This window comes from Microbacterium sp. NPDC089188, from assembly GCF_040685155.1.
In the GTDB taxonomy this organism is placed as follows: domain Bacteria; phylum Actinomycetota; class Actinomycetes; order Actinomycetales; family Microbacteriaceae; genus Microbacterium; species Microbacterium galbum.
Genome location: NZ_JBFBHH010000002.1, coordinates 653,426 through 679,754, shown reverse-complemented (window position 1 = coordinate 679,754; position 26,329 = coordinate 653,426). Strand labels below are relative to the sequence as shown.

At 70.8% G+C, this 26,329-nt stretch carries 25 protein-coding genes; 12 read left to right on the top strand and 13 right to left on the bottom strand.

Translation table 11 applies throughout. The features are described 5' to 3' along the window. Positions 1-57: 57 nt before the first annotated feature. The 4 genes from nrdF to nrdH are packed head-to-tail and all read right to left on the bottom strand — an operon-like array spanning position 58 to position 3,911. Complete coding sequence (gene nrdF, locus AB0N80_RS09485; RefSeq protein WP_076676657.1) at positions 58-1,032, bottom strand: class 1b ribonucleoside-diphosphate reductase subunit beta; 975 nt, start codon at positions 1,030-1,032, stop codon at positions 58-60. Between the two features lie 38 nt (positions 1,033-1,070). Next, positions 1,071-3,227, bottom strand: a complete 2,157-nt coding sequence (nrdE, locus tag AB0N80_RS09480) for a class 1b ribonucleoside-diphosphate reductase subunit alpha (protein WP_315994697.1) — start codon at positions 3,225-3,227, stop codon at positions 1,071-1,073. Continuing rightward, complete coding sequence (nrdI, locus tag AB0N80_RS09475; RefSeq protein WP_315994698.1) at positions 3,209-3,649, bottom strand: class Ib ribonucleoside-diphosphate reductase assembly flavoprotein NrdI; 441 nt, start codon at positions 3,647-3,649, stop codon at positions 3,209-3,211. The genes nrdE and nrdI overlap by 19 nt, the downstream gene beginning before the upstream one ends. 28 nt (positions 3,650-3,677) lie before the next feature. Continuing rightward, the gene (gene nrdH, locus AB0N80_RS09470) at positions 3,678-3,911 is read right to left on the bottom strand and encodes a glutaredoxin-like protein NrdH (RefSeq protein WP_055838040.1); all 234 of its coding nucleotides are present in this window, start codon (positions 3,909-3,911) and stop codon (positions 3,678-3,680) included. Positions 3,912-4,422: 511 nt separating this feature from the next. Between nrdH and AB0N80_RS09465 the strand changes: the two genes are divergently transcribed. Further along, on the top strand, positions 4,423-5,628 hold the full coding sequence (locus AB0N80_RS09465) for an MFS transporter (protein WP_363578579.1): 1,206 nt from the start codon (positions 4,423-4,425) through the stop codon (positions 5,626-5,628). Positions 5,629-5,821: 193 nt separating this feature from the next. Here the strand turns inward: AB0N80_RS09465 and AB0N80_RS09460 are convergent, their stop codons facing one another. Continuing rightward, positions 5,822-6,226 carry a pilus assembly protein CpaE gene (locus AB0N80_RS09460; protein WP_315994700.1) on the bottom strand — a complete coding sequence of 135 codons (405 nt, stop codon included), beginning with the start codon at positions 6,224-6,226 and terminating at the stop codon, positions 5,822-5,824. A gap of 135 nt (positions 6,227-6,361) precedes the next feature. Here AB0N80_RS09460 and AB0N80_RS09455 point away from each other — a divergent pair, with 135 nt between their 5' ends. The 5 genes from AB0N80_RS09455 to AB0N80_RS09435 all read left to right on the top strand — a co-directional run bounded on the left by AB0N80_RS09455 (position 6,362) and on the right by AB0N80_RS09435 (position 10,605). Next, positions 6,362-7,522, top strand: a complete 1,161-nt coding sequence (locus tag AB0N80_RS09455) for an acyl-CoA dehydrogenase family protein (RefSeq protein ID WP_363578578.1) — start codon at positions 6,362-6,364, stop codon at positions 7,520-7,522. Next, positions 7,522-8,796 carry a DUF445 domain-containing protein gene (locus tag AB0N80_RS09450; RefSeq protein ID WP_363578577.1) on the top strand — a complete coding sequence of 425 codons (1,275 nt, stop codon included), beginning with the start codon at positions 7,522-7,524 and terminating at the stop codon, positions 8,794-8,796. The genes AB0N80_RS09455 and AB0N80_RS09450 overlap by 1 nt, the downstream gene beginning before the upstream one ends. Positions 8,797-8,873: 77 nt before the next feature. Next, complete coding sequence (locus AB0N80_RS09445) at positions 8,874-9,227, top strand: gamma-glutamylcyclotransferase family protein (protein WP_363578576.1); 354 nt, start codon at positions 8,874-8,876, stop codon at positions 9,225-9,227. Next, complete coding sequence (locus AB0N80_RS09440) at positions 9,224-10,144, top strand: arginase family protein (RefSeq protein WP_363578575.1); 921 nt, start codon at positions 9,224-9,226, stop codon at positions 10,142-10,144. Before AB0N80_RS09445 ends, AB0N80_RS09440 begins: the two co-directional genes overlap by 4 nt. Continuing rightward, on the top strand, positions 10,141-10,605 hold the full coding sequence (locus AB0N80_RS09435; protein ID WP_363578574.1) for a histidine phosphatase family protein: 465 nt from the start codon (positions 10,141-10,143) through the stop codon (positions 10,603-10,605). The genes AB0N80_RS09440 and AB0N80_RS09435 overlap by 4 nt, the downstream gene beginning before the upstream one ends. Here AB0N80_RS09435 and hutI read toward each other — a convergent pair. The 3 genes from hutI to hutH all read right to left on the bottom strand — a co-directional run bounded on the left by hutI (position 10,595) and on the right by hutH (position 15,125). Continuing rightward, positions 10,595-11,764, bottom strand: a complete 1,170-nt coding sequence (gene hutI / locus AB0N80_RS09430; protein ID WP_363578648.1) for an imidazolonepropionase — start codon at positions 11,762-11,764, stop codon at positions 10,595-10,597. The two genes, AB0N80_RS09435 and hutI, sit on opposite strands and share 11 nt — an antisense overlap. Before the next feature lie 101 nt (positions 11,765-11,865). Beyond that, positions 11,866-13,569 (bottom strand): urocanate hydratase, encoded by a 1,704-nt coding sequence (gene hutU / locus AB0N80_RS09425; protein WP_363578573.1) that lies wholly within the window; start codon positions 13,567-13,569, stop codon positions 11,866-11,868. Next, positions 13,566-15,125, bottom strand: a complete 1,560-nt coding sequence (gene hutH, locus AB0N80_RS09420; protein WP_363578572.1) for a histidine ammonia-lyase — start codon at positions 15,123-15,125, stop codon at positions 13,566-13,568. The genes hutU and hutH overlap by 4 nt, the downstream gene beginning before the upstream one ends. Positions 15,126-15,186: 61 nt before the next feature. On the opposite strand from hutH, the gene AB0N80_RS09415 reads away from it, so the two are divergent. Further along, a complete protein-coding gene (locus tag AB0N80_RS09415; RefSeq protein ID WP_363578571.1) occupies positions 15,187-15,960 on the top strand; it encodes an IclR family transcriptional regulator in 774 nt (257 codons plus the stop codon). Positions 15,961-16,213: 253 nt separating this feature from the next. Here the strand turns inward: AB0N80_RS09415 and AB0N80_RS09410 are convergent, their stop codons facing one another. Beyond that, complete coding sequence (locus tag AB0N80_RS09410; RefSeq protein WP_363389687.1) at positions 16,214-17,218, bottom strand: LacI family DNA-binding transcriptional regulator; 1,005 nt, start codon at positions 17,216-17,218, stop codon at positions 16,214-16,216. Between the two features lie 228 nt (positions 17,219-17,446). On the opposite strand from AB0N80_RS09410, the gene AB0N80_RS09405 reads away from it, so the two are divergent. The 4 genes from AB0N80_RS09405 to AB0N80_RS09390 are packed head-to-tail and all read left to right on the top strand — an operon-like array spanning position 17,447 to position 22,663. Beyond that, positions 17,447-18,685 carry an extracellular solute-binding protein gene (locus AB0N80_RS09405; protein WP_363578570.1) on the top strand — a complete coding sequence of 413 codons (1,239 nt, stop codon included), beginning with the start codon at positions 17,447-17,449 and terminating at the stop codon, positions 18,683-18,685. 2 nt (positions 18,686-18,687) lie between these two features. Next, on the top strand, positions 18,688-19,803 hold the full coding sequence (locus AB0N80_RS09400; RefSeq protein ID WP_315994711.1) for a sugar ABC transporter permease: 1,116 nt from the start codon (positions 18,688-18,690) through the stop codon (positions 19,801-19,803). Then, positions 19,800-20,714 (top strand): carbohydrate ABC transporter permease, encoded by a 915-nt coding sequence (locus AB0N80_RS09395; RefSeq protein ID WP_315994712.1) that lies wholly within the window; start codon positions 19,800-19,802, stop codon positions 20,712-20,714. Before AB0N80_RS09400 ends, AB0N80_RS09395 begins: the two co-directional genes overlap by 4 nt. Next, the gene (locus AB0N80_RS09390; RefSeq protein WP_363578569.1) at positions 20,711-22,663 is read left to right on the top strand and encodes a glycogen debranching N-terminal domain-containing protein; all 1,953 of its coding nucleotides are present in this window, start codon (positions 20,711-20,713) and stop codon (positions 22,661-22,663) included. Before AB0N80_RS09395 ends, AB0N80_RS09390 begins: the two co-directional genes overlap by 4 nt. 235 nt (positions 22,664-22,898) lie before the next feature. Here the strand turns inward: AB0N80_RS09390 and AB0N80_RS09385 are convergent, their stop codons facing one another. Then, entirely contained in the window at positions 22,899-23,375 is a 477-nt protein-coding gene (locus AB0N80_RS09385) for a YbaK/EbsC family protein (RefSeq protein WP_363389700.1), read from the bottom strand. Positions 23,376-23,597: 222 nt separating this feature from the next. Here AB0N80_RS09385 and AB0N80_RS09380 point away from each other — a divergent pair, with 222 nt between their 5' ends. Then, positions 23,598-24,671 carry a Glu/Leu/Phe/Val dehydrogenase dimerization domain-containing protein gene (locus AB0N80_RS09380; RefSeq protein WP_363578568.1) on the top strand — a complete coding sequence of 358 codons (1,074 nt, stop codon included), beginning with the start codon at positions 23,598-23,600 and terminating at the stop codon, positions 24,669-24,671. Positions 24,672-24,733: 62 nt separating this feature from the next. Here the strand turns inward: AB0N80_RS09380 and AB0N80_RS09375 are convergent, their stop codons facing one another. From AB0N80_RS09375 to AB0N80_RS09365, 3 genes are read right to left on the bottom strand one after another with little or no spacing between them, the layout of a single operon-like run. Beyond that, positions 24,734-25,129 carry an Lsr2 family protein gene (locus AB0N80_RS09375; protein WP_363578567.1) on the bottom strand — a complete coding sequence of 132 codons (396 nt, stop codon included), beginning with the start codon at positions 25,127-25,129 and terminating at the stop codon, positions 24,734-24,736. An 11-nt stretch (positions 25,130-25,140) separates the two neighbouring features. Continuing rightward, positions 25,141-25,860, bottom strand: coding sequence for an acetolactate decarboxylase (locus AB0N80_RS09370; protein ID WP_363578566.1), 720 nt, complete (start codon positions 25,858-25,860; stop codon positions 25,141-25,143). A 55-nt stretch (positions 25,861-25,915) separates the two neighbouring features. After that, positions 25,916-26,257 carry an Lsr2 family protein gene (locus tag AB0N80_RS09365; protein WP_363543930.1) on the bottom strand — a complete coding sequence of 114 codons (342 nt, stop codon included), beginning with the start codon at positions 26,255-26,257 and terminating at the stop codon, positions 25,916-25,918. Between the last annotated feature and the right edge of the window lie 72 nt (positions 26,258-26,329).

The window sequence follows — 26,329 nt, the reverse complement described above, 5'->3', positions numbered from 1 at the left end:
GCGACGAACGACGAAGGCCCCGCACGGTCGTCCGTGCGGGGCCTTCGTCGTCGGAACTCAGAAGTCCCAGTCGTCGTCCTCGGTCGCCTCGGCCTTGCCGATGACGTACGACGATCCTGACCCGCTGAAGAAGTCGTGGTTCTCGTCGGCGTTCGGCGAGAGCGCCGACAGGATCGCCGGGTTCACGTTCGTCACCGACGCGGGGAACATCGCCTCGTAGCCGAGGTTCATCAGCGCCTTGTTGGCGTTGTAGTGCAGGAACTTCTTGACGTCCTCGCTCAGTCCGACTGAGTCGTAGAGGCTCTGGGTGTAGCCCACCTCGTTGTCGTAGAGCTCGTACATCAGCGAGAACGTGTAGTCCTTGATGTCCTGACGACGGGCCTCGTCGACGGTCTCGAGTCCGCGCTGGAACTTGTAGCCGATGTAGTACCCGTGCACGGCCTCGTCGCGGATGATGAGGCGGATCAGGTCTGCCGTGTTGGTGAGCTTCGCGCGGCTCGACCAGTGCATCGGCAGGTAGAAGCCCGAGTAGAACAGGAACGACTCGAGAAGGGTCGAGGCGACCTTGCGCTTGAGGGGATCGTCGCCACGGTAGTAGTCCATGACGATGCGCGCCTTCTTCTGAAGGAACTCGTTCTCGGTCGACCAGCGGAACGCCTCGTCGATCTCCTTCGTCGAGCACAGCGTCGAGAAGATCGACGAGTAGCTCTTCGCGTGCACCGACTCCATGAACGCGATGTTCGTGTAGACGGCCTCTTCGTGCGGGGTGATCGCGTCGGGGATCAGCGAGACCGCGCCCACCGTGCCCTGGATCGTGTCGAGGAGCGTGAGCCCCGTGAAGACGCGCATCGTGAGCGTCTGCTCCTCGGGGGTGAGCGTGTTCCACGACTGGATGTCGTTCGACAGCGGCACCTTCTCGGGGAGCCAGAAGTTGTTCACCAGACGGTTCCAGACCTCGAGGTCTTTGTCGTCCTGGATGCGGTTCCAGTTGATGGCCTGCACGTGGTTCAGCAACTGCAGCTTCTCAGCCATGTCGTTCCTGTGTCCTTGATCGGTCGGTGGTCAGCGGATCAGAGCATGCACGAGACGCACTCGGTCATGTCGGTGCCCTCGAGCGCCAGCTGACGGAGGCGAATGTAGTAGATGGTCTTGATGCCCTTGCGCCAGGCGTAGATCTGGGCCTTGTTGATGTCGCGCGTCGTGACGGTGTCCTTGAAGAACAGCGTCAGCGACAGGCCCTGGTCGACGTGCTGGGTGGCTGCGGCGTACGTGTCGATGACCTTCTCGTAGCCGATCTCGTACGCGTCCTGGTAGTACTCCAGGTTCTCGTTCGTCATGAACGGGGCCGGGTAGTAGACGCGACCGAGCTTGCCTTCCTTGCGGATCTCGATCTTCGAGGCGATCGGGTGGATCGAGCTCGTCGAGTTGTTGATGTACGAGATCGATCCGGTCGGCGGCACGGCCTGCAGGTTCTGGTTGTAGATGCCGTGCTGCTGGATGGAGGCCTTCAGCTCGCGCCAGTCGTCCTGCGTGGGGATCTGCACCCCGGCGAAGAGTTCTTTCGCCTTGGCCGTCTGCGGCTCCCACGCCTGGTCGATGTACTTGTCGAAGAACTCCCCCGACGCGTAGGTGGAGTTCTCGAAGCCGTCGAAGGCCGTGCCGCGCTCGATCGCGAGGCGGTTCGAGGCGCGCAGCGCGTGGAACAGCACCGTGTAGAAGTAGATGTTCGTGAAGTCGATGCCCTCTTCGGAGCCGTAGTAGACGTGCTCGCGAGCGAGGTATCCGTGCAGGTTCATCTGGCCGAGGCCGATGGCGTGCGAGCGGTCGTTGCCGTCTTCGATCGAGCGCACCGAGGCGATGTGGCTCTGCACGCTGACCGCGGTGAGGGCACGGATCGCGGTCTCGACCGTGAGGCCGAGGTCGCCGCCGTCCATCGCGAGGGCGATGTTCATCGAGCCGAGGTTGCAGCTGATGTCCTTGCCGATGGTGTCGTACGAGAGGTCCTCGTTGTACGTGGTCGGCGTGTTGACCTGCAGGATCTCGGAGCACAGGTTCGACATGTTGATGCGGCCGGCGATCGGGTTCGCCTTGTTCACCGTGTCCTCGAACATGATGTACGGGTAGCCCGACTCGAACTGGATCTCGGCGAGGGTCTGGAAGAACTCGCGCGCGTTGATCTTCGTCTTCTTGATGCGCGGGTCGTCGACCATCTCGCGGTACTTCTCGGTGACCGAGATGTCGCCGAACGGCTTGCCGTAGACCTTCTCGACGTCGTACGGCGAGAAGAGGTACATGTCCTCGCCGTTCTTCGCGAGCTCGAACGTGACGTCGGGGATGACGACACCCAGCGACAGCGTCTTGATGCGGATCTTCTCGTCGGCGTTCTCGCGCTTGGTGTCGAGGAACCGGAGGATGTCGGGGTGGTGGGCGTTGAGGTACACCGCGCCGGCGCCCTGACGCGCACCGAGCTGGTTGGCGTAGCTGAAGCTGTCTTCGAGGAGCTTCATGACGGGGATGATGCCCGACGACTGGTTCTCGATCTGCTTGATCGGCGCACCCGCTTCGCGGATGTTCGACAGCAGCAGGGCCACGCCGCCGCCGCGCTTCGACAGTTGCAGGGCGGAGTTGATGCCGCGGGCGATCGACTCCATGTTGTCTTCGATACGGAGCAGGAAGCACGACACGAGCTCGCCGCGCTGGGCCTTGCCCGCGTTGAGGAACGTGGGGGTCGCGGGCTGGAAGCGGCCCGAGATGATCTCGTCGACGAGCTGGACCGCGAGACGCTGGTCGCCGTCGGCGAGGGCGAGGGCGGTCATGACGACACGGTCCTCGAAGCGCTCGAGGTAGCGCTTTCCGTCGAAGGTCTTGAGCGTGTAGCTCGTGTAGTACTTGAACGCGCCGAGGAAGGTCTCGAAGCGGAACTTGGCACCGTAGGCGCGGTCGTTCAGCTCCTGGATGAACTCCATCGAGTACTTCGCGAGCACGGTGGGCTCGTAGTACTCCTTCTCGACGAGGTAGTCGAGACGTTCCTTGAGGGAGTGGAAGAACACCGTGTTCTGGTTGACGTGCTGCAGGAAGTACTCCCGCGCCGCGCGCTTGTCGGCGTCGAACTGGATCTTGCCGTCGGCGTCGTACAGATTCAGCATCGCGTTGAGGGCGTGGTAATCCAGTCCCTCGAATCGCGCTTCGGTCTTGAAGTCCACGTCGGTCAGCTCAACTTCCACCATCGTTCCAATCCCTCGGTGACCCGCTCGACATCGTCGGGGGTGCCGAAAACTTCCAGCCGGTATAGGTGCGGCACCGCGCATTTGCGCGCGATGATGTCTCCGGCGAGGCAGAAGGCGTCGCCGAAGTTCGTGTTTCCCGCGGAGATGACCCCGCGGATGTTTCGTCGGTTCCGCTCCTCGTTGAGGAACCGGATGACTTGCTTGGGGACCGCGCCCTTCTCGACGCCGCGGCCGGCTCCCCCGCCATAGGTGGGGGTGACCAGCACGAAGGGTTCGTCGATGTGGAGGGGCGGGTCGGTCGGCCGGAGCGGAATGCGCACGGCCCGCTTGCCGAGCTTCTCGATGAAACGTGCGGTGTTGCCGGACACGCTCGAGAAGTAGACGAGCAACGGGGCCTCGGTCGCCGACACGACAGCGCTCATGACGGGGGTCTGAGAGCCTGTCGCCGGATCAGGCGAGGCGCGACGCGAGCTCGTCGATCTTGTCGGGGCGGAAGCCCGACCAGTGGTCCTCATCGGTGATGACGACGGGTGCCTGCAGGTACCCGAGCGACTTGACCTGCTCGAGCGCCGACGGGTCTTCGGACAGGTCGAGCACGTTGTACTCGATGCCCTTCGAGTCGAGCGCGCGGTAGGTCGCGGTGCACTGGACGCAGGACGGCTTGGTGTAGACCGTGATCGCCATGTCGTTCTCTCTCTCCCCTGGAAAATCGTCGTCCGGGCGGGCAGGGCTCGCCGGGACCTCAATACTACATATGGGGACGGACATCGGAAGGCACCACAAGGGGTAGTAGTTACATCCGTGTGATTTTCCACCGTCTCTCCCCATGTACAACACAGGTTGTCCACGATTTCATCCACAGATGGCCCTCCCTCCCGAGCGCTGTTAACAGGCGCGATTCCGCGGTTGTCGCCGAGTCCGACGCCGTCTGTCCACAGATCGGACGCTAGACGGGGGTTCCGACATCGCACAGGCCGTGGAATTCGCCCACCGGCGTGTCGCGGCGTGTCGCCGGACCGGCCCCACCGGCCGCCGATCGAGATCCCCCGGTCCGCGCGAGAGCACGGCATCCGATCCCCGAGGACGGCGTGATCTCGACACGACCGCGTGCGTCCGGGGCGCAGGGCCGGTGCTCCCCCTGCGCACGACACCCGCCGTCGACACGGATGTCCGAACCGCGCTGTAGCGTTGTGCGGTGGCCGGCTACCGCGAACTGCTTCGAACCCCTGGCGTGGGGCGCATCATCGCCGCGCAGCTGACCGCGCGCTTCCCCAACGGCATGACGAGCCTCGCCGTCCTGCTGCACATCGAGCACGTCACGGGGTCGTACGGCGCCGCGGGCCTGGTGCTGGCCGCCACGAGCATCGGGCAGGCCGTCGCGGGCCCGGTCACGAGCCGGTGGATGGGGCGCTGGGGCATGCGCCGCGTCCTCACCGTCACGCTGCTCGTGTGCGCGGCCGCCATCGCCACTCTCGCGCTCATCGAGATGCCGCTGCCCCTGTACATGACGCTCGGCCTCGTCGCGGGCCTTTCGACACCGCCGATCCAGTCGGCCGTGCGCACCATCTACCCCAAGATGGTCAATTCGAAGCAGCTCACCCCGCTGTACTCGCTCGACGCCTCGCTGCAGGAGATCATCTGGGTGCTCGCACCGGTGCTCATCACCCTCGTCGCGACCCAGGTCGGCACCGTCCCCGGGCTGTTGCTCGTCGTCGTCATCCTGCTCGGCGGCGGCGCCTGGTTCATCCTCAGCCCCGAGGTCGGCCGCGTCCGCATCCCGCGCAGCCGTCGGGGTCTGGGGCGCGTCCTGGCAAAGCCGCCCGTGATCCTCGCCACCGCGACCGGGTTCCTCCTCATCGGCGCGTGCGCCGCGGTCGAGGCGGGCGTGGTCGCAACCTTCGACCACGGTGGCCTCGAGGCCGGGCTCATCCTCGCCGTCTTCGCCGTCGGCAGCCTCGCGGGCGGACTCTCGTTCGGCCACATCCCGATCGGCCCCTGGGCCATGGCGCGCCGCCTCGCGATCGTCGCCCTGGGCCTGTCGCTCACGATCGTCTCGCTCAACGCATGGTGGCTGGGAGCGACCCTGCTGGTCGCCGGCGCCGGCATCGCCCCCGCCCTCGCGGTGATGTTCGCGATGACCTCCGCGAGCGTCCGCTTCAGCGAGACCGCCGAGGCCTACGGCTGGATCAGCACCGGGCAGCTCATCGGCGCCGCCGCCGGCTCCGCCGTCGCCGGGCTCCTCATCGACGGCATCGGCCCCACCGGGGCCTACATCGCGGCGGCGACTTTCGCGATCGCCGGTTTCGTCGTCGCCGCGGTCTGCGTGCGCGGCTTCCCCGACCTGCGCCACCGCGACGCCAGCCCGATCCCCGACACCGAGCCGGTCGAGACCATCACCTGACCGGATTCCGGGCGCCCGGCATCCACGGCCCCGCCGGAACCCACGGGAGCCGCCCGAGCACGGGCCCGGGCGCGGTTCGGGGTGCATCCCGCACGTCGGGGCGCGATTCCCGCGCCCGGACCGCAGGATCACGCCCCGAACCCGCTACCCGCGGCCCCGGCGGGGCCACCGCGAGCGAGCGGAAGTGGGACGATCAGTGCGTGCGGCGCAGCAGCTCCAGCACGGCGAGCGCGTAGGCGTCCTCGGGAGCGGGGTGGTCGAACACGAGGGTGGAGCCGCCGATCGAGATCTCGACCTCGTAGGTGTCGGACAGCCGCCGCAGCGAGCGGAACGTCGAGCGCAGCAGCTCGCGCAGCTGCAGCTCCGACGGCAGCCACAGCGCCTCCTCGGTCGCCACGGAGTCCAGCGCCCACTCGGTCGTGCCGTTGAAGGCCAGGATGCGCCCCGTGGGATACTCGCGCGGCTCGACCGTCATCTCGCTCACGGTGAACACGTCGGCCTCGAACTCGGGCTCGTCGAGTTGGAAACGGTCGCCGGATCGCGGATGCCACACCAGACCCGCCTCGCGCAGGGCCAGGGCCATCTCGGTCGAGATCATGGCATCCATTCTGGGGGGCGATCGGCGCATGGCGGCCGAACGGGCGCGCGCGCACGGAGCCTCGAGGCCTACGGCGCCTCGACCCCCCTGTCACCCCCGGCCGCGATGTCGGCGGTCACGAGCAGAATGGATGCCATGACCTCGTTCGATCCGGCTCGGTATCTGCCCGACGATCTGCTGGCGCGGATGCGCGAGCGGGCGGTCGTCCACGACCGCGAGAACACGTTCCCCCACGACGACCTCGACGAGCTGCGCGCGGCGGGGTATCTCGGCATCCTGGTCTCCGAGGAGCGGGGCGGCGGAGGCCTCGCCCTCGCCGAGGCGTCGGTGCTGCAGCAGCGACTCGCCGGGGCGGCGCCCGCCACGGCGCTCGCGGTGAACATGCATCTCGTGTGGACCGGGGTGGCCAAGGTGCTGCGCGACCGCGGGATCGATGATCTGTCCTTCGTCGAGGAGGGCGCCGCGGCGGGCGAGGTCTTCGCGTTCGGCATCAGCGAGGCCGGCAACGATCTCGTGCTGTTCGGCAGCGACACGACAGCCGAGCCCGACGGCGAGGGCGGTTACCGGTTCACCGGCACGAAGATCTTCACCTCCCTCTCCCCCGCGTGGGACCACCTCGGCGTCCACGGGCTCGACAGCACGTCGCCCGACGGCCCGAAGATGGTGTTCGCCTTCCTCGATCGCGATGACTCCGTCGTCAGCCGCGACGACTGGGACACCCTCGGCATGCGCGGCACCCAGAGCCGCACCACCGAGCTGCGCGGCGCGCACGCGCCCGCGCGCCGGGTGGTGCGCCGACTCGACCCGGGCCCGCAGCCCGATCCGCTGGTGTTCGGGATCTTCTCCGTGTTCGAGATCTTTCTCGCCTCGGTCTACACGGGCATCGCCCGCCGCGCCCTGGAACTCGCGGTCGAGGCGGCGACCTCGCGCCGCTCGAAGAAGACGGGCACCACCTACGCCAACGACCCCGATATCCGCTGGCGCGTGGCCGACATGGCCCTCGCGTACGAGGCGCTCCCCCCGCAGCTCGCCGCCCTCGCCCACGACGTCGACGCCCTCGCCGACCACGGCGGGCGATGGTTCTCGCTGCTCGCGGGCGTCAAGCATCGGGCCGTGACGATGGCGAAGTCTGTCGTCGACGACGCGATCCTCGTCGGAGGCGGCTCCGCTTACTCGTCCCGCAACGAGCTCAGCCGGCTCTACCGCGACGTGCTCGCCGGGATGTTCCACCCCTCCGACCCGGAGTCCGCGCACTCGACCGCGGCGACCGCGTGGCTCGGACCGGTGACCGCCTGATGGCCCGCACACCCACGGCCGCCCTCAGCCCGGCCGACCAGGAGCGTCGGCGCGCGCTGCGCGTGATGAAGGGAGTGGCCCTCGGGGCGCTGCTCGCGATGGCCCTCGTCTTCGCCGTCTCCTTCTCGCTGCAGCGCGAGGTCGAGTGGTTGCAGTACGTGCGCGCGGCGGCGGAGGGCGGCATGGTCGGCGCCCTCGCCGACTGGTTCGCCGTCACCGCTCTCTTCCGGCATCCGCTGGGACTGCCCATCCCCCACACCGCGATCATCCCGCGCCGGAAGGACGAGATCGGGCGGCAGCTCGGCGAGTTCGTCGAGACGAACTTCCTCGAGGGCGACGTCGTGCGCACGAAGCTCGAGTCGACCCCGCTGTCGGCGCGGGCCGGAGCATGGCTGGCCGATCCTGCCCACGCCGACCGCGTCGCCGCGGAGGGGGCCACGCTCGCCACCAGCGTGCTCACGGCCCTCGACGACGACGACGTGCAGGGCCTGATCGAAGACCTCGCGCGCGAGCACCTGCTCTCGCCCGACTGGGGCCCCTCGATCGGTGGGTGGTTGCAGCGCGTGGTCGGCTCCGGCGCGCACCACGGCGCCGTCGACCTGGCCCTCGACAACATCGCCGTGTGGCTCGCCAACAACCGCGACACGTTCCAGGGGCTCGTGTCGCGGCGTCTGCCCTCGTGGGTCCCGAGCATGGCCGCGCGCCTCGTCGACGACACCGTCTACCGCGAGGCCGTGCAGTTCGTCGACGCCGTGCGCGCCGACCCCCGCCACCAGGCGCGCGGCGCCATCGACGGCTACCTCGCGCGCCTCGCCGACAATCTGCAGCATGACCCCGCCACCATGGTGCGCCTCGAGGAGGCCAAGGCCGCCGTGTTCGACAGCCCCCGGGTGCGCCAGCTCGCCGCCGACGCGTGGAACACCGCCAAGGCCGGACTGCTGCGCTCCCTCGCCGACCCCGCGAGCGCCCTGCGCCGACGGGCCTCCGCCGCGTTGGCCGAGGTGGGCGAGCGACTGCAGCACGACGAGACCCTGCAACGGCGGGTCGACGGCTGGGTCACCGATGCGGCGGTCTTCGTCGTGGGTCGGTACCGGCACGACATCGCCTCGATCATCACCGACACCGTCGAGCGGTGGGATGCCGAGGAGACCACCGAGAAGATCGAGCTCATGGTGGGCCGCGACCTGCAGTACATCCGCCTGAACGGCACGATCGTGGGGGCCCTGGCCGGGGTCGTCATCTTCACCGTGGCCCACTTCATCTGGGGCTCGTGATGATCCGCGGCCGGGCGCGCACATTCGTGTCGCGTCGCACCGCCCGCCGACACGCCGCGCTGGGTAGCCTGAGCCTCGTGAGCGACGGTTCGGGGCCGGCGGAGTGCCTCTTCACCTACGGGACGCTGCAGCTGCCCGACGTGCAGCTCGACACGTTCGGCCGTCTGCTCGAGGGAGAAGACGACGCGCTGCCGGGCTACCGTCTCGAGTGGACCGACGTGGGTGACGAACGGGTCGCCCAGCTGTCGGGGCTCGACAAGCATCCGATCCTTCGCCGCACCGACGATCCGCGCGACCGCGTGTTCGGACGCGTCCTCCGCCTCACGCCCGATGAACTCGACGCGGCCGACGAGTACGAGGTCTCGCTCTACCGTCGCGCGTCGGTCTCGCTGGCGAGCGGCCTGCGCGCCTGGGTCTACGTGGCCGCATGAGCGCGCTGTCGGTCGATCCCCTGTGGCCCCGGGCCGGTGACTGGCCCTCACCGGCGGAGGGGACGGATGCCGTCCTCCTCGGCGTGCCTGCCTGGCGCACCTCTCTGTCGCCCACCGGCGCCGGCGAGACCCCGGCGGCGGTCCGCGCCGCCCTGCGCCGCTTCTCGCCGACGCTGATCGGCCCGCCCGCGATCGACCTGACCGCGCACCTGCGCATCGCCGACGCGGGCGACGTCGACGAGCCCGACGGCCGCGACGGCGAAGCTCGGGTGCGCGCAGCCGTCGCCGCGCTGGCGTCGTCGCGACTCGTCATCGCCCTCGGCGGAGACAACTCCGCGACGTACGCGGTGGCGCAGGGCCGCGGCTCACAGGGTCTCATCACCCTCGACGCGCACTTCGACCTGCGCGACGGCGAATCCAACGGCTCGCCCGTCCGCCGTCTCATCGCCGACGGTCTCGACCCTCACCGCATCGTGCAGATCGGTATCGCCGACTTCGCCAACTCGGCCGCGTACGCGCGCCGCGCCGCCGACGCCGGCATCACCGTCATCACCCTCGACGAGGTGCGCCGCCGCGGCATCGACGAGGTCGTGTCGCACGCCCTGCGCGTGGCCGGCGAGGCAGAGGCGCGCCCCACGGACGAGGACGCGGACGCCGCGGCCGGCGGCATCCACCTCGACATCGACGTCGACGTGTGCGACCGCGCCGTGGCGCCCGGATGCCCCGCGAGCGTGCCCGGCGGGCTGGCCGCGTGGGAGTTGCGCGCTCTCGTGCGCGGGCTCGCCCGAGACCCCGGCGTGACCAGCGCCGACATCGTCGAGGTGGATGCCACGGCAGACACCGACGACGCCCGCACGGTGCGACTCGCCGCCCTGTGCGTTCTGGAGCTCCTGGCAGGAATGGCGGAAAGACGATGATCCAACTCGTGCTCGCGCGTCACGCGAAATCCGACTGGGCCGATGAAGGCCTCGACGATCACGACCGGCCCCTCAACGACCGCGGCCGGCGCGACGCCCCGACGGTCGCGCGCGCAGTGCTGCGGGCGGGAGTGCGTCCCGAGATCCTGCTGTCGAGCACGGCCCTGCGGGCGCGCGAGACGGCTGCGGTGTTCGCGCGCACCTTCGACGCCGAGGTGACCGAGCAGGCCGAGCTCTACCTCTCCGAGCCGGATGGACTGCTGGCGGCGGCGCGCGACGCGGGTGGCGACGAGGTCATGGTCGTCGCGCACGACCCCGGCATGAGCGCCCTCGTCTCCCGTCTCGCCGATCGCGACGTGCGCATGGTCACGTGCGCGGTCGCCGTCTTCACGTGGCACGACGGAACCTGGGACGACGTGGATGCCGTCGCCCCCGACGAGTTCGAACTCTTCACGCCATAGGCCGCGGCTCCACGCCGTCCTTCCAGACACGGCGCACGAGCGACACACCCGGCCGATAGGCGAGATGCACGCGGCTCGGCGCGTCGAGCAGCACGAGGTCGGCCCGCATCCCGGGCGCGATCGCACCGACGTCGGTGCGACGAAGCGCCCGCGCTCCCCCGGCCGTCGCCGCCCAGACCGCTTCGGCCGGCGTCATCCCCATCTCCCGCACCGCGAGGGCGATCATCAGGGGCATCGAGCTGGTGAAGCTCGACCCGGGGTTGCAATCGCTCGCGAGCGCCACGGTGACGCCGGCGTCGAGCAACCGCCGGGCGTCGGGATACGGCTGCCGCGTCGAGAACTCCACCCCGGGCAGCAAGGTCGCCACCGTGTCCGAGGCGGCGAGCGCCTCCACGTCGGCGTCGCTCAGGTAGGTGCAGTGGTCCACGGCGGCCGCGCTGCACTCGACGGCGAGCCTCACCCCGTCGCCGTGACCGAGCTGGTTGCCGTGCACCCGGATGCCGAGACCCGCCGCCCGACCCGCCTCGAGCACCCGCCGCGACTGGCCGGCCGTGAACGCGCCGTCCTCGCAGAACACGTCGATCCATCGCGCGGCGGATGCGACCGCAGCGAGCATCGGACCGGCGACGAGATCGACGTAGGCGTCGGCCCGGCCGTCAAACTCCGCGGGCACCACGTGCGCGCCGAGGAAGGTGACCTCCTCGGTCACCTCGGCGGCGAGGCGGGCGAGGCGCGTCTCGGTCTCGACGTCGAGGCCGTAGCCGGTCTTGACCTCGATCGTGGTCGTCCCTTGTGCACGGCACTCGTCGACGAGGCTCCGCAGGCGCACGCGCAGATCGTCGTCGGACGCGGCACGGGTCGCGGCGACGGTGGTGCGGATGCCCCCCGCGGCATACGTCTCGCCCGCCATGCGCGCCGCGAACTCCTCCGCGCGATCCCCCGCGAAGACGAGGTGCGTGTGACTGTCGACGAAGCCCGGTATCACCGCGCGGCCCCCGGCATCGATGACGGGGAGACCATCGGGGCCCGGTAACGCCGAGCCGTCGGCCCCACCCGGCCCGACCCACGCGACGCGCCCGTTGCGGACGAGCACCCCCGCGTCGCAGATCGTGCCGCAGGGATCACCGCCGACGGCGACGTTGGTCGTCAGCTCGCCGATGCCGGTGAGCCAGAACGACCCTCCGGCGTCGACGGCCCCGGCCGGCTCCGTCGCCGCCGATGCACCATCGACCGGCTCGACCGTGCCCCGCGCGGACGCGTTCACCACATCGGCACCGTCAGGCCGCGTTCGGCGGCGACCTCGCGAGCGCGGTCGTACCCGGCATCCACGTGGCGCATGACGCCGGTGCCGGGGTCGTTGACGAGCACGCGCGCGAGCTTCTCCGCGGCCAGCGGCGTGCCGTCGGCGACGCACACCTGTCCGGCGTGGATGCTGCGGCCGATACCGACGCCTCCGCCGTGGTGGATCGACACCCACGACGCTCCGCTGGCGGTGTTGAGCAGTGCGTTCAGCAGCGGCCAGTCGGCGATCGCGTCGGATCCGTCGGCCATCGCCTCGGTCTCGCGATAGGGCGAGGCGACCGAGCCCGCGTCGAGGTGATCACGGCCGATCACGATCGGCCCCGACAGCTCGCCCGACGCGACCATCTCGTTGAACTTCAGCCCCGCCAGATGCCGCTCCTGGTAGCCGAGCCAGCAGATGCGCGCGGGCAGCCCCTCGAAGTGCACCTGCTCTCCGGCCTTCTCGAGCCAGCGGTGCAGGGCGGTGTCGTGCGGGAACAGTTCCGCGACAGCGCGGTCGGTCTTGGCGATGTCGTCGGGGTCTCCCGACAGCGCCACCCAGCGGAACGGCCCCTTGCCCTCGGCGAACAGCGGGCGGATGTAGGCGGGCACGAAGCCCGGGAAGGCGAAAGCGCGGTCGTAGCCGCCGAGCTCCGCCTCGCGACGGATCGAGTTCCCGTAATCGAACACCGCGGCCCCGGCATCCTGGAAGCCGACCATCGCCTGCACGTGCGCGGCCATGCTCTCGCGCGCCCGGCGGGTGAAGTCCTCGGGGTCGCGGGCCGCTTCGGCCTGCCACTGGTCGACCGAGACGCCGGTGGGGAGGTACGACAGGGGGTCGTGCGCGCTCGTCTGGTCGGTGACGATGTCGATCCGGATGCCACGGGCCAGCAGCTCCGGGAAGACCTCCGCCGCGTTGCCCGCGACGCCGACCGACCGGGCCTCGCCCGCCTCGCGGGCGGCGCTCACGCGCGCGATCGCCGTGTCGAGATCGTCGGCGACCTCGTCGAGATAGCCGTGGGCGACGCGGCGGTCGAGGCGCGCGCGATCGACGTCGACGATGAGCACGGCACCGCCGTTCATGGTGACCGCGAGGGGCTGCGCGCCGCCCATCCCCCCGCACCCGGCAGTGAGCGTGAGGGTGCCCGCGAGCGACTCCCGGCCGAGCGAGCGGGCGACGGCCGCGAAGGTCTCGTATGTGCCCTGCAGAATGCCCTGCGTGCCGATGTAGATCCACGACCCGGCCGTCATCTGGCCGTACATCGTCAGTCCGAGCTCCTCGAGCCGGCGGAACTCCGGCCACGTGGCCCAGTCGCCGACGAGGTTCGAGTTGGCGATGAGCACGCGCGGCGCCCACTCGTGCGTGCGGAAGACGCCCACGGGCTTGCCCGACTGCACGAGCAGCGTCTCGTCGGGCTCGAGCTCGTCGAGCGTGCGCACGATCGCGTCGTACGCGGCCCACGAGCGCGCGGCGCGTCCCGTCCCGCCGTACACGACGAGGTCGTCGGGGCGCTCGGCCACCTCGGGGTCGAGGTTGTTCATGAGCATGCGCTTGGCGGCCTCGGCTCCCCAGCTCTTCGCGGTGCGGGTCGCGCCGCGGGCGGCCCGGATCCCGGATGCCCTGCGGCCGGCGTCCGCATCGGACGGGGTCGCGAGAGCGTCGGTCGTGGGGGTGTCGGTCATGCGTGATCTCCTTCGATCAGGGCGAGGGCGGTCCGGGCGACTGCTCCGGAGGCGACGAGCTCGGTGACGGCCTCGATCTCGGGCGCGACGAAGCGGTCGGGTCCCGGTCCCTGCACGCGCGCGCGCACGAGGTCGTGCACGGCTCCCGTGGCCGCCGCGGGCTGCAGCGGCGCGCGCAGGTCGAGGGCGCGGCATCCCGTGAGCACCTCGATGGCGAGCACGCGCGCGAGGCCGTCGACGGCGCGACGGAGCTTTCGGGCCCCGGCCCATCCCATCGAGACGTGGTCCTCCTGCATCGCGCTCGAGGGGATCGAGTCGACCGACGCGGGCGCCGCGAGCCGCTTGAGCTCCGACACGATGCCCGCCGCCGCGTACTGCGCGATCATCAGGCCCGAGTCGACGCCGACCTCGTCGGCCAGGAACGGCGGCAGACCATTGCTGCGCGCCACGTCGAGGGCCCGGTCTGTGCGCCGCTCCGACATGGATGCCACGTCGGCCACCGCGATCGCGAGGAAGTCGAGCACGTACGCCACCGGAGCGCCGTGGAAGTTGCCGTTCGACTCGACGCGTCCGTCGACGGTCACGACGGGATTGTCGACGGCGGATGCCAGCTCGCACTCGGCGATCTGCGCGGCGTGGGTCAGGGTGTCGCGGGCGGCGCCGTGCACCTGGGGCGCGCAGCGCAGCGAGTAGGCGTCCTGCACGCGCGTGCACTCGGGGCCGCGGTGGCTCGCGACCAGCGGTGAGCCGGCCAGCAGCGCACGGAGGTTCGCCGCGGAGGCGGCTTGACCCCGCTGCGGACGCAACGCCATGAGGTCGGCCGCGAAGACGGCATCCGTCCCCAGCTGGGACTCGATCGAGATCGCCGCGGCGACGTCGGCCGTGGTCAGCAGCGTCTCGAGGTCGTGCACGGCGAGCAGGAGCATGCCGAGCATGCCGTCGGTGCCGTTGATGAGCGCCAGCCCTTCCTTCTCGCGCAGCACGAGCGGCTCGATCCGGGCGGCGGCGAGGGCATCGGCGGCGGGGCGGATCCGCCCCGCGGCGTCCCGGACCTCCCCTTCGCCCATCACGGCGAGGGCGACGTGCGAGAGCGGAGCGAGGTCGCCCGAGCAGCCCAGCGAGCCGTACTCGCGCACGACGGGGGTGATGCCCGCGTTCAGCAGCGCCGCGTAGGTCTCGACGACGGCGGGGCGCACGCCCGTGCGTCCGGTCGCGAGGGTCTGCAGGCGCAGCAGCATGAGGGCGCGGACGACCTCGCGCTCGACCTCCGCTCCGGTGCCGGCCGCGTGCGAGCGGATGAGGCTCGCCTGCAGCTGCGCGCGGCGGTCGTCGGCGATGAAGGTGGTCGCAAGCGCTCCGAACCCGGTCGAGATGCCGTAGTGCGGCTGCGGGTCGTCGGCGAGTGCTTCGATGAGGGCGCGCGTGTCGGCGACGCGCCGCAGAGCGTCTTCGTCCACGACCACCCCGGCGCCGTGGCGGGCGACGTCGACGACGTCGTGGGGGCGGAGGGTGGTCGATCCGACGGTGACGGATCCGACGGTGAGGCTCGTGTGCATACGCCGATTCCATCGCGTCCCCTGTCGCGGAACGGCGGGGTTCTGGCATCCTGTGTCTGTCATGCCAGACAATGCCCGCCCGCAGGTGCCCGCCGCCGATCAGACGCTGCGGATCCTCTCGCTGCTCGCGAGGCAGCCCGGCCCGATGGCCGCCCAGACGATCGCGACGACTCTCGGCCTCCCCCGTTCCAGCCTCTACCACCTGCTGGCGACCCTCGAGCAGCACGGCTACGTCGTGCACCTGCCCGGAGAGCGTCGCTGGGGGCTGGGCACCGCCGCGTTCGAGCTGGGCGGCGGCTACGCCCGCCAGCAGCCGCTCGCGCGCCTCGGGCGTCCCCTGCTCGCCGCCCTGTCGGACCGCGTCGGCGAGAGTGCGCACCTCGCCGTGCTCGCCGGTCGCGACGTGCTCTACATCGTCGAGGAGCGCGCTCCGCGGCGCCCGGCGCTCGTGACCGACGTGGGCGTGCGGCTTCCCGCCCACCTCACGGCCACGGGCCGGGCGATGCTCGCCGCCCTCCCCCGCGAGCAGGTGCGGGCCCTGTTCCCGGATGCCACCGCCCTCACGCAGCGGCACGGCGTGGGCCCCGCGACCCCGCGCTCCCTGCGCGAGCTCCTGCGCGAGGTGCGCGCGGCGGGTCACGCGAGCGAGAACGGCGAGGTCACCCCCGGATTCCGCTCCGTCGCCGCCCCGGTGCTCGACCACGCCGGCTGGCCGGCCGCCGCGGTCGCGATCACGTGGCCGGCCGAGGGGCCGCTTCGCGACGCCGACGCGCTGGCGGAGGCCGCGATCGTCTCCGCCACCGAGCTCGCCCGCCGCATCGGCCGCCCCGCCTGACGCGGCCGCACACTCCGACGAGTGTCCACGACACGCCGCAGGCACCCGCGCCGGTACGGCGTTTCTCGGACACTCGAGCGGGCTTCAGGCGTTCCGCGCGGTTTCTCCGTCACGCGCGCCGACGCCCCCGGCAGCCCCACGCCCCGCACGGCGCGTCGATCGTCCACAACACCCGGACGGGTCTCGGAGACGTCCGGGGGTTCCGGACACTCGACAGCGGACTGCGGCCGCGACACGGAAAACGCCCCGCGCGTCAGCGCACGATGAGCCGCGGCTCCACGAGCACGTGCGCGGCTCCCGCCGTCGCGGGGCGGGGCGCCACCACCGTGCCGTTCTCGCCCATCAGCAGGTCGAGGGCTCCGGATGCCACCCGCTCGGGCAGCTGTTCGACGCTCGAGAGCCCCAGAGCCTCGGCCGCGGGGGTGTTGTCGAACCCGATGACGCGGATGTCGGGGCGGCCGGTGAGGGCGGTCGCGAGGTGCGCGCCGATGGCGAGAGAGTCGCTCGCGCACACGATGGCGGTGACGTCGGCATCGACGCGCAGGCCCGCCTCGACCGCGTCACGGGCGAGGGCGACGCTGTCTTCGACGACCCAGCGCGGTCCGCGCGCTGCTCCGACGCTCTCGCTCCATCCGCGCTCTCGTTCGTCGCCCGTCCCCGACCCCTCGGGCCACCCGAGGAACGCGACGCGTCCGGTCGCGCGCTCGAGCGCGTGGACGGTCGCCGCCCGCGTCCCCGCCGCGCCGTCGACATCGACCCACAGGTGGGCGGGCGCCTCGACGTCGTCCTCGCCCCACGGCCGACCGAACGACACGAACGGCAGACCCCGGGCGTTCAGCCACCCGGTGCGGGGGTCGCCGTGGAAGGTGCCGGTGATGACGACGGCATCCACCTCTCCCCCCTCCAGCAGATCGGCGAGCCGGTCGATCTCCTCCTCCGCGGTCCGCGCGGCGTACAGCAGCACGCGCATGTCTCGCTCGCCGGCGCTCTCGGTGAGGGCGTGGACGAATCGGTCGAGCACGACCCCGGCGATGCCGCCGGCGTAGGGATCGAGATGGATGCCGATGGTCGAGCTGCGCCGCGTCCGCAGGCGCCGCGCGGCGGCATGGGGGCGGTAGCCGAGCTCGGCGATGGCGGCCTCGACGCGCAGGCGCGTGGCCTCGCGGACGATGTCGGGAGTGTTCACGACGTTCGACACGGTCTGCCGCGAGACGCCCGCGATGCGCGCGACGTCATCGATGGTGGGCGCCTTGGTCATGTCTTCCTCCCCCCGGGGTGTCAGCCGTCGATCACGTCGGGCGGCCGGATCGGATGCCGTGCCGGCCTCCGTGGACGTGGCGGACGCCCGTCAGCCTAGGCCGCGTGTCGACGGCTTGACATCGCGCCCCGCCGTTCCTTACCGTAGTCGAACCGTCATTTGAACGTTCAAAAGACGGCCCTCCGCGCACTCGGAGGGGTCGCATGCCTCATCGAAGGAGAGAGACACATGACACGGCACCCTGTCCGCCTCTGGCTCACCGCCGGCGCCCTGCTCGCCACCGGAGCCCTCACGCTCACCGCGTGCGGGTCGGGCTTCACCGACACCCCCGGCGAAGGTCAGGCCTCGGGCGGCGGCAAACTCACGCTGCTCATCGGCTCCTCAGGCGACGCCGAGACCACGGCCGTCACCGACGCCGTCGCCGCATGGAGCGAGCAGTCCGGCGTCGAGGCCGAGGTCCAGACCGCCAACGACCTCCCCCAGCAGCTCTCCCAGGGCTTCGCGGCCGGCTCGCCGCCGGACCTGTTCTACCTCGCTCCCGAGGCCCTCGCCGGCTACGCCGCGAACGGCTCGATCCAGGCGTACGGCGACGACCTGTCGAACAAGAGCGACTTCTACCCCTCGCTCGTCGACAACTTCACCGTCGACGGTCAGTTCTTCTGCGCTCCCAAGGACTTCTCCACGCTCGCGCTGATCATCAACACCGACCTGTGGGCGGCGGCGGGACTCACGGATGCCGACATCCCCACGACGTGGGACCAGTTGGCATCCGTCGCCCAGAAGCTCACCACCGACGGGCGCGTGGGTCTCGCCTTCGGCGCCGAGTACCAGCGCGTGGGCGCCTTCATGGCCCAGGCCGGCGGCGGTCTGGTCACCGACGGCACGGCCACCGCCGACAGTGCCGCCAACGTCGAGGCGTTGACGTACGTCAAGACGCACCTCAACGACGGCACCTTCGCCTTCGCGTCCGACGTGGGCGCGGGCTGGGGCGGCGAGGCGTTCGGCACCCAGAAGGCCGCGATGGTCATCGAGGGCAACTGGATCTCGGGCGCGATGTCGGCCGACTACCCCACCGTGAAGTACCAGGTCGCCGAGCTCCCCGCGGGCCCCGGCGGCAAGGGCACGCTGCAGTTCACCAACTGCTGGGGCATGGCCGCCGACAGCGCGAACCAGGAGCAGGCCCGTTCTCTCGTGGAGTACCTGACCGGCACCGATCAGCAGCTGGCCTTCTCGAAGGCGTTCGGCCCGATGCCCTCCATCCAGTCGGCCGCCGATGCATGGTCGACCGCCAACCCCGACAAGACCGCGTTCCTCGCGGGTGCCGACTACGCGCAGTTCCCGCCGAACATGGCCGGGGCGGCCGACGTCATCACCGACTTCAACGCCCAGCTGGAGTCGCTGAAGACCGGTGACCCGCGGGCGCTGCTGTCGACGGCGCAGTCCAACCTCGAGGCCATCGTCAAGTAATCATGAGCGCTCTCACCGCAGCGCCTCGTCGGGCCGGATCCCCCTCCGCGGGGATCCGGCGCGGCGAGGCCGCCGCCGGCTGGCTGTTCACCGCCCCGGTGCTGATCATCCTCGGCGTGTTCCTCCTCGTCCCCGTGCTCATGGCGCTGTGGGTGAGCTTCTCCGACTGGACCGGGCGCGGCAGTCCGTTCTCCTCGAACGTCGGCTTCGTCGGCCTCGACAACTACGCCGCCGTCACCACCGGGGGCGGGCTCGCCGAGCGCGACTTCGGCACGGCCCTGCGCAACAATGCCTGGTACGTGCTGCTGGTCGTCCCGCTGCAGACCGCCCTCTCGCTCTTCCTCGCGGTGCTCGTCAACCGCGCCGTGCTGCGCGGTCGCGGCCTCTTCCGCACCGCGTTCTACTTCCCCTCGGTGACCAGCTCGGTCGCGATCACTGTGCTGTGGCTGTTCCTCTTCTCGGCATCCGGGGCGGTCAACGAGGTGCTCTCGTGGCTCGGCATCAACGGGCCGAACTGGTTCAGCGACCCCTCGGGCGTCGTGCACAACCTTCTCGGCGCGCTGGGCGTGACGAGCGGCCCGGCCGTCCTCACCGGCAACACGATGCTGGGCGTGTCGTGGTGGGACTGGCTCGCCGGTCCGTCGGTGGCGATGTCGGCGTTCATCCTCATGGCCGTCTTCACGACCTCGGGCACCTTCATGCTCCTGTTCATCGCGGGGCTGCAGAACATCGGCGCCGACGTGCAGGAAGCCGCGATGATGGACGGCGCGAACGGCTGGCAGCGCTTCTGGCGCGTGACCCTGCCGCAGCTCAAGCCCGTGCTGTTCACCGTGCTGACCCTCGGCCTCATCGGCACCTGGCAGGTGTTCGACCAGATCTACACCGGCACCCAGGGCGGCCCCGGCAAGACGACCCTGACCCCGGCCTACCTCAGCTACTCGTCCGCGTTCCTCTCGCAGCAGTGGGGACAGGGTGCGGCGATCGCCTTCGTGCTGTTCGTCATCATCGTGGCCCTCACGATCCTCCAGCGCTTCGTGCTGCGCGACCGCCCGGTCTCGCGCCGGCGCCTCCGTCAGTACGAACTGCCCCGCGAGGGCGCGAAGGGAGCGAAGCGATGACCGCCACGGCATCCCCGCAGACGACGGTGCTCGCCGAGCAGCGCGTCGACGGCCCCACGCGCCCCGCGAAGCACCGCATGTCGGCGAAGACCCTGCGCTGGCAGATCGGCCTGTACGTGCTGCTGCTCGTGCTCGCCCTCGTGTACATCTATCCGTTCCTGGTGCAGGTGGCGACCTCCTTCAAGACGGATGCCGCCGCCGCGGCCGACCCGATCTCGCTCGTCCCGCAGCCCTTCACGTGGGCCGCGTACGAGCGCCTGTTCCTGAACTCCGACTTCCCCGTGTGGTTCGGCAACTCCGTCGTCGTGACGGTGTTCGTCACCGCGGGCCGGGTGTTCTTCAACTCCCTCGCCGGTTACGCCCTCGCGCGCCTGCAGTTCCGCGGTCGCGGCATCGTGTTCGCCGGCCTCGTCGCGGTCATGGCCGTTCCGGCTGTGGTGCTGCTGATCCCCAAGTTCCTCGTGATCAATCAGCTGGGCATGTACGACTCGTACGCCGGCATGATCCTGCCCCTCCTCGTGGATGCCGCGGGCGTGTTCATCATGAAGAACTTCTTCGAGTCGATCCCGCCGTCCGTCGAGGAGCAGGCCCGCATCGACGGAGCGGGGACCTTCCGCATCTTCTGGTCGGTCGTGCTGCCGATGGCGCGCCCCGCGCTCATCACGATCGTGATCCTGTCGTTCCAGGGGTCGTGGAACGAGCTCAGCCACTTCGTCATCTCCACCCAGTCGCCCGAGCTGACCACGCTGACCAAGGGCGTGGCATCCCTCGCCAGCGGGCAGCTCAGCCAGGGCAGCCAATTCCCCCTCAAACTCGCGGCCGCGGCCCTGATGACGATCCCGGTCGCCGTGGTGTTCTTCATCTTCCAGCGCCGCATCATGAACGCCAGCGAAGGAGCCGTCAAAGAATGACCACCGCCCCCACCACCTCGCCGAACGGGACGACCACCGAAACCATGCCCCTGCAACCGCTCCTCAACGACGCCCTCATCGTGCTGCGCGCCCCCACCCAGGTGTGGTCGGACGCGACGGGCGCCATCGGCACGGCCGCCGTTCACGGGGTCTACCACGGCGACGTGCGTCACGTCAGCGCGCTCACGGCCTCGTGCGACGACTCGCCGATCGAGTGGATCTCGACCGCCCCCGACGGCGCCTCGCGCGTGGTCTTCGGCGGGCTCCTCCGCGGAGTCGACGACACCACCCCCGACCCGAAGGTGCGGCTGGTGCGCGACCGCCGGGTCGACGACGGTCTCGTCAGCGAGTCGTGGATCATCCGCTCGCGCGTCGACCGGCCCCTCCGCACCACCCTGCGTCTGCGCCTGACGCCGGAGTTCGCCCAGTTGCACGAGGTGAAGTCGGGCCACGCCCACCCCCGGGCCGCCGAGACGGTGCCCGAGCGAGAGGGCGTGCGCGTCGACGCCGGGGCCCAGGGACTCTCCCTCCACGCCCCCGGGGCCGGGATCTCCCTCGGCGACGCGGGCGTCGAGGCCGCGTGGGACGTCGACGTGCCCGCCTTCGGCGAGGTCCAGGTGGGCTTCACGCTGAGCCTTCGCGACGACACGCTCGTCGTCGACTCGCCCGCCGTCCCGGCCCGCTGGGACGCCGCTGCCGTGTCATCCGCCGCCGCCGACCCGCGCCTCGCCCGATGGCTGCGGACGGCGCTCGACGATCTCGACGCACTGCGCCTCGTGCTCCCCGACCACCCCGACGACGAGTTCTTCGCGGCCGGTGCGCCCTGGTTCTTCACGCTCTTCGGACGCGACTCGATCTGGGCCGCCCGCCTGGCCCTCCCCCTCGACCGCGAGATGGCGGCATCCACCCTCCGCGTGCTCGCGCGTCTGCAGGGGACCGACGACGACGCCCAGACGGCGCAGGAGCCGGGCAAGATCCTGCACGAGCTGCGGGCATCGTCGCTGGAGATCCCGGGCGAGGGCATCGTGCTGCCGCCGAAGTACTACGGCAGCGTCGATTCCACCCCCCTGTGGATCTGCCTGCTCGCCGATGCGTGGCGCGCGGGCATGCCCGAGGCCGAAGTGCGGGAACTCCTGCCGGCGCTGCGCGCGGCGCTCGGCTGGATCCGCGACAGCGGCGACAGCGACGGTGACGGCTTCCTCGACTACATCGACCGCCTCGGCACCGGCCTGTCGAACCAGGGCTGGAAGGACTCCGGCGACTCGATCCAGTGGCGCGACGGGAGCCTCGCCGAGGGTCCGATCGCCCTGTGCGAGGTGCAGGCGTACGCCTACGAGGCCGCCCTCGCCGGCGCCGATCTGCTCGAGGCCTTCGGAGCGGACACGGATGCCGACGACATCGCGTTCTGGCGCACGTGGGCGCTCGACCTCAAGGCGCGCTTCGCCGACACGTACTGGGTGCAGACGCCGGAGGGCCGGTACCCCGCCGTCGCCCTCGACAACGCCAAGCGGCCGGTCGACACCCTCACCAGCAACATCGGGCACCTGATCGGCACCGGCATCCTCTCCCCCGACGAGGAACGGCACGTCGCGTCGCTCCTGCTGGGCGAGAGCATGTCGAGCGGGTACGGCATCCGCACGATGTCGACCGGCGCCGCCGGGTACTGGCCCCTGTCGTACCACGGCGGCAGCGTCTGGGTGCACGACACCGCGATCGCCGCCCACGGCATGCTGCGTGCGGGCCTGACCACCGAGGCCCGGGCCGTCGTCGACGGACTCCTGGATGCCGCCGAGGGCTTCGCATACCGCGTGCCCGAGCTGCACAGCGGCGACCCGCGCACCGACTCCTCCGTGCCCACGCCGTACCCCGCGGCGTGCCGCCCGCAGGCGTGGTCGGCCGCGGCCGCCGTCGTCTGCCTCACCGCCCTCACGCCGTCCCCCCTGGCGTGAGCCCGCCGGGCGGCGCGGACCCCCCGCCGCGCCGCCCGGCCCTTCCCCCTCCGGTCGGGGCGCTCGAGGTGGCCCCGGGGCGCCGGAAATGGCCCCGGGCCCACCCCGCGACCCGCTCCATCCCGCCCCGCGCCGGCCAATCACTCCGCCACGTGGCCCCGGGCCCCGGAAATTGCCTCGGGGCCACCCCGCGCCGCGTCGCGCCACCCTGACGCCGCGAATCTCCGGCGTGACCTCAGGCGACCCGCGCCACCGTGCCGCCCGTCAGCCGCACGAGCTCGTCGAAGGTCAGCGGGAACACCGTGTGCGGCGTCCCGCCCGCGGCCCAGATCTGCGGGAACGCGGCGAGGTCCTCGTCGACCACGGTCGTCAGCGCAGCGGGGTGCCCGGTCGGCGCGACTCCCCCGATCGGCTGACCGGTCGCGGCGAGGACCTGTTCCGGCGTCGCCCGCCGGATCGCGCCGCGCCCGAGTCTTTCGGCCAGCGCCGTCGTGTCGACGCGGTGCGCTCCGCTGGTCATCACGAGCAGCGGCTCGTCGTCGCTCCAGAACACGAGGCTGTTCGCGATCGCGCCCACCGCGATGCCGAGGGCTGCGGCCGCCAGGGCGGCCGTCGACGCGGCATCCGGCAGGACGACGATCTTCCCGGGGATGCCGGCCGCCTCCAGCGACGCGGCGACGAGGCGACTCCGGGCGGGCAGGGCGTCGGTCATGCCCGTCAGCCTAGGCCCGTCGTCGCGCCGCTCCGCCGCCCGAGGCCGGGCCGAGACCGCACATGCGGTGCGGCTCAGGCGCCGAACGGCGAACCTCGGCGGTCACCCGCGCGCGGCGGCGTCGCGCTCGGCGGCGGCGCGCGCCAGAATGGAGGGTGGATGCCGCAACGCCGCGGCGTTCGAAACGTGCCGCCCACAAGGCGACCGACGACAAGGAACGCGATGACCAACGCCCTGCCCCTGCCCGATTTCGCCCACGAGCGCGTGGAGGTGATGACGGGGCGCCGCAGCGGCCTGTTCATCGCCGTCGCGCTGCACTCCTCGGTCCTCGGCTCCGCCCTCGGCGGAGCGCGACTGTGGACCTACCCCTCCTGGACCGACGCCCTGGGCGACGCCCTCCGCCTCTCGGCGGCGATGACGCTGAAGAACGCGGCCGCCGGACTCGACGCCGGCGGCGGAAAGAGCGTCATCGGCCTCCCCGAGGGCACGGTCCTCGACGCCGAGCGCCGCCGTGCCGCCTTCCTCGACCTGGGCGACGCCGTCGAGAGCCTGGGCGGCCTCTACCGCACGGCCGAGGACGTGGGCTCCACCACCGACGACATGCTCGTGGTGAGCGAGCGCACGGCGCACGTCGTGGGCCTGCCCGACGCCGTGGGCGGGTCGGGCGAGCCGGCCGGGCCCACGAGCCTCGGCGTCTACGCCTCCCTCGTCGCGACGCTGGAGCGCGCGGTCGGCACGACCGACGTGTCCGGTCGCCGCATCACGATCGCCGGTCTCGGCCAGGTCGGCAGCCGGCTCGCCGAGCGCCTCGCGACCGAGGGCGCGACGCTGACCGTCACCGACGTCAACCCCGCCAAGCGCGCGCTGGCCGCCGAGCTGGGCGCCGCGTGGGTCGAGCCGAGCGAGGCGCACCTCGTGCCGGCCGATGTCTTCGTTCCCGCCGGGATCGGCGGTGTGCTCACCGACGCGGTCATCGACGCCCTCGACGCGCGCGCGGTCTGCGGCCCCGCCAACAACCCGCTCGCCGAGCGTTCGGGCGCCGAGCGGCTCGCGCGGCGCGGCATCCTGTACGCCCCCGACTTCGTGGTGAACGCGGGCGGCGTGATCTACCTCGACCTCGTGGCCAAGCAGCGCGGGACGCTGGAGCAGATCATGGGGCGCGTGGCCGACATCGGCGACACCGTGCGCCGCGTGTTCGACGAGGCGCAGTCGCGCGGGGTCACCCCGCTCGCCGCCGCCGAGGGACTCGCCGCCGAGCGTCTCGCTGTCGGAGCGGGCGACGGCGCCTTCGTCTGACACGCCCGGGACGAAGAAAGCCGGGTGCCGTTTCCCACGGCATCCGGCTTTCTTTCGACCACTCAGTGTGCAGCGTCGTACGCCGCGAGGACGACCTCCGAAATACGTCCGCGTGTATTGATGGAATAGCCGTTCTTCTCGGCCCACGTGCGGACGTCGACCAGGTCGCGGGTGGGCGCGGGGCGGCGCCGCGATTCCTTGCGGGCGGACGGCGAAGAAAAGCCGACGGCGCGACCGGCGGAGATGAAAGGCGAAAGAGCCTCGCGAAGCTTGTCGGCATTCTCACTCGAGAGATCGATCTCGTACGAACGCCCTTCGAGGGAGAAGTGGACGGTGGTTCCGTCATCGATGACCGAACCGTCGAGATCGTCGATCACCTGCGTGATGTGCTTTTTCGCCATGCGCCGATCGTAAGACGGCAATTCGCGCCTCCCCGGGGCGCGATATTGCGAATTCACCCGCTTCTTCGTCAGCTTTCACCGGTTTCCGGAACGGCCGGCCGACTCTCGACCGCGACGATCCGATGATCCTCGTCGTGCGTGAGTTCCGTGCGCCGGAATTGCTCGTCGTCCGGCAACCGGAGCGCGAAACGCGCATATGCCGTCATGCGCAGGCTGCCCTCGCCCACGCGCACGTCGAGAACGTGGCCGCCGACGGTGCGATCGTCGGCGAGGAAATGCAGGTGGAGCCCGGCGACCGTGATGCCCTGATAGATCCGGGGCATCCAGAACCCGACGAGAGAACCCGTGCAGTCGGACGCCACCGTTTCGATCTGCTCCGCGGCGACGTCCGCGAGCGGGCGGAACGGCGGCTCCTGCCGTCGCGTGACGCGCGTGCGCACCCGCGCCATCACGCCGTCGAGGCGCACGGCGTGGAAGAGGTTGCGGCTGGCCAGCCGGGCCTCGACGTGGCTCTCGAGGTCGGCGAAGTCGGCGTCGCGCACCACGGTGGCGACCCCCTCGCCCATCGCGCATACGTCGACGAAGGGCAGCGTCTCGCTCGGCTCCATCCGGCGCGGCGGGGCGTCCGGCGTGCACTCGAACGGCGTGCCGTCGAGGATGACGACTTCGCCGCCGAGACCTTCGCAGCAGCCGATCCCGGTGTCTCCGAGCTCCACCGCATCGGAAACCGGAATACCCGCCGAATACACGCCCGCCATCAGCGCGTCGAGCACGGCGAATTGGGTCACCGCGCTCGACGCGATGTCGGCCGTCGGCGAACCGACCGGCGAATCCGGAGCGACCTCAGGAATTCGCGTCGGCGTACGCGTCGAGAATGGTCGAGGGAACACGGCCGCGGTCGCTCACCGTGTGTCCGTTCGCCCGCGCCCATTCGCGGACGGCACCGAGGTCGACGTCGCTGGAGCGGCGGGGGGCGCGTGATCGACGCGTCGTGGAGGCACCGCGCGAGACCGAGCGAGCGGCATCCACGAAAGGTGCGATCGCCGAATAGAACTTGTCCGCATTCCGGTCGGAGAGATCGATCTCATAAGCACGGCCTTCGACCGAGAAAGTGATCTGCTTTCCTTGTCCGTCTTCGAGGACCGTTCCGTCGAGATCGTCGACGAGGTGCGTGATGTGCTTCATAGCCATAATACGAAAAACCTTACACCGGCATTCGATGAATTACCCGCACGACTATCCGTGTGATAGCACCGG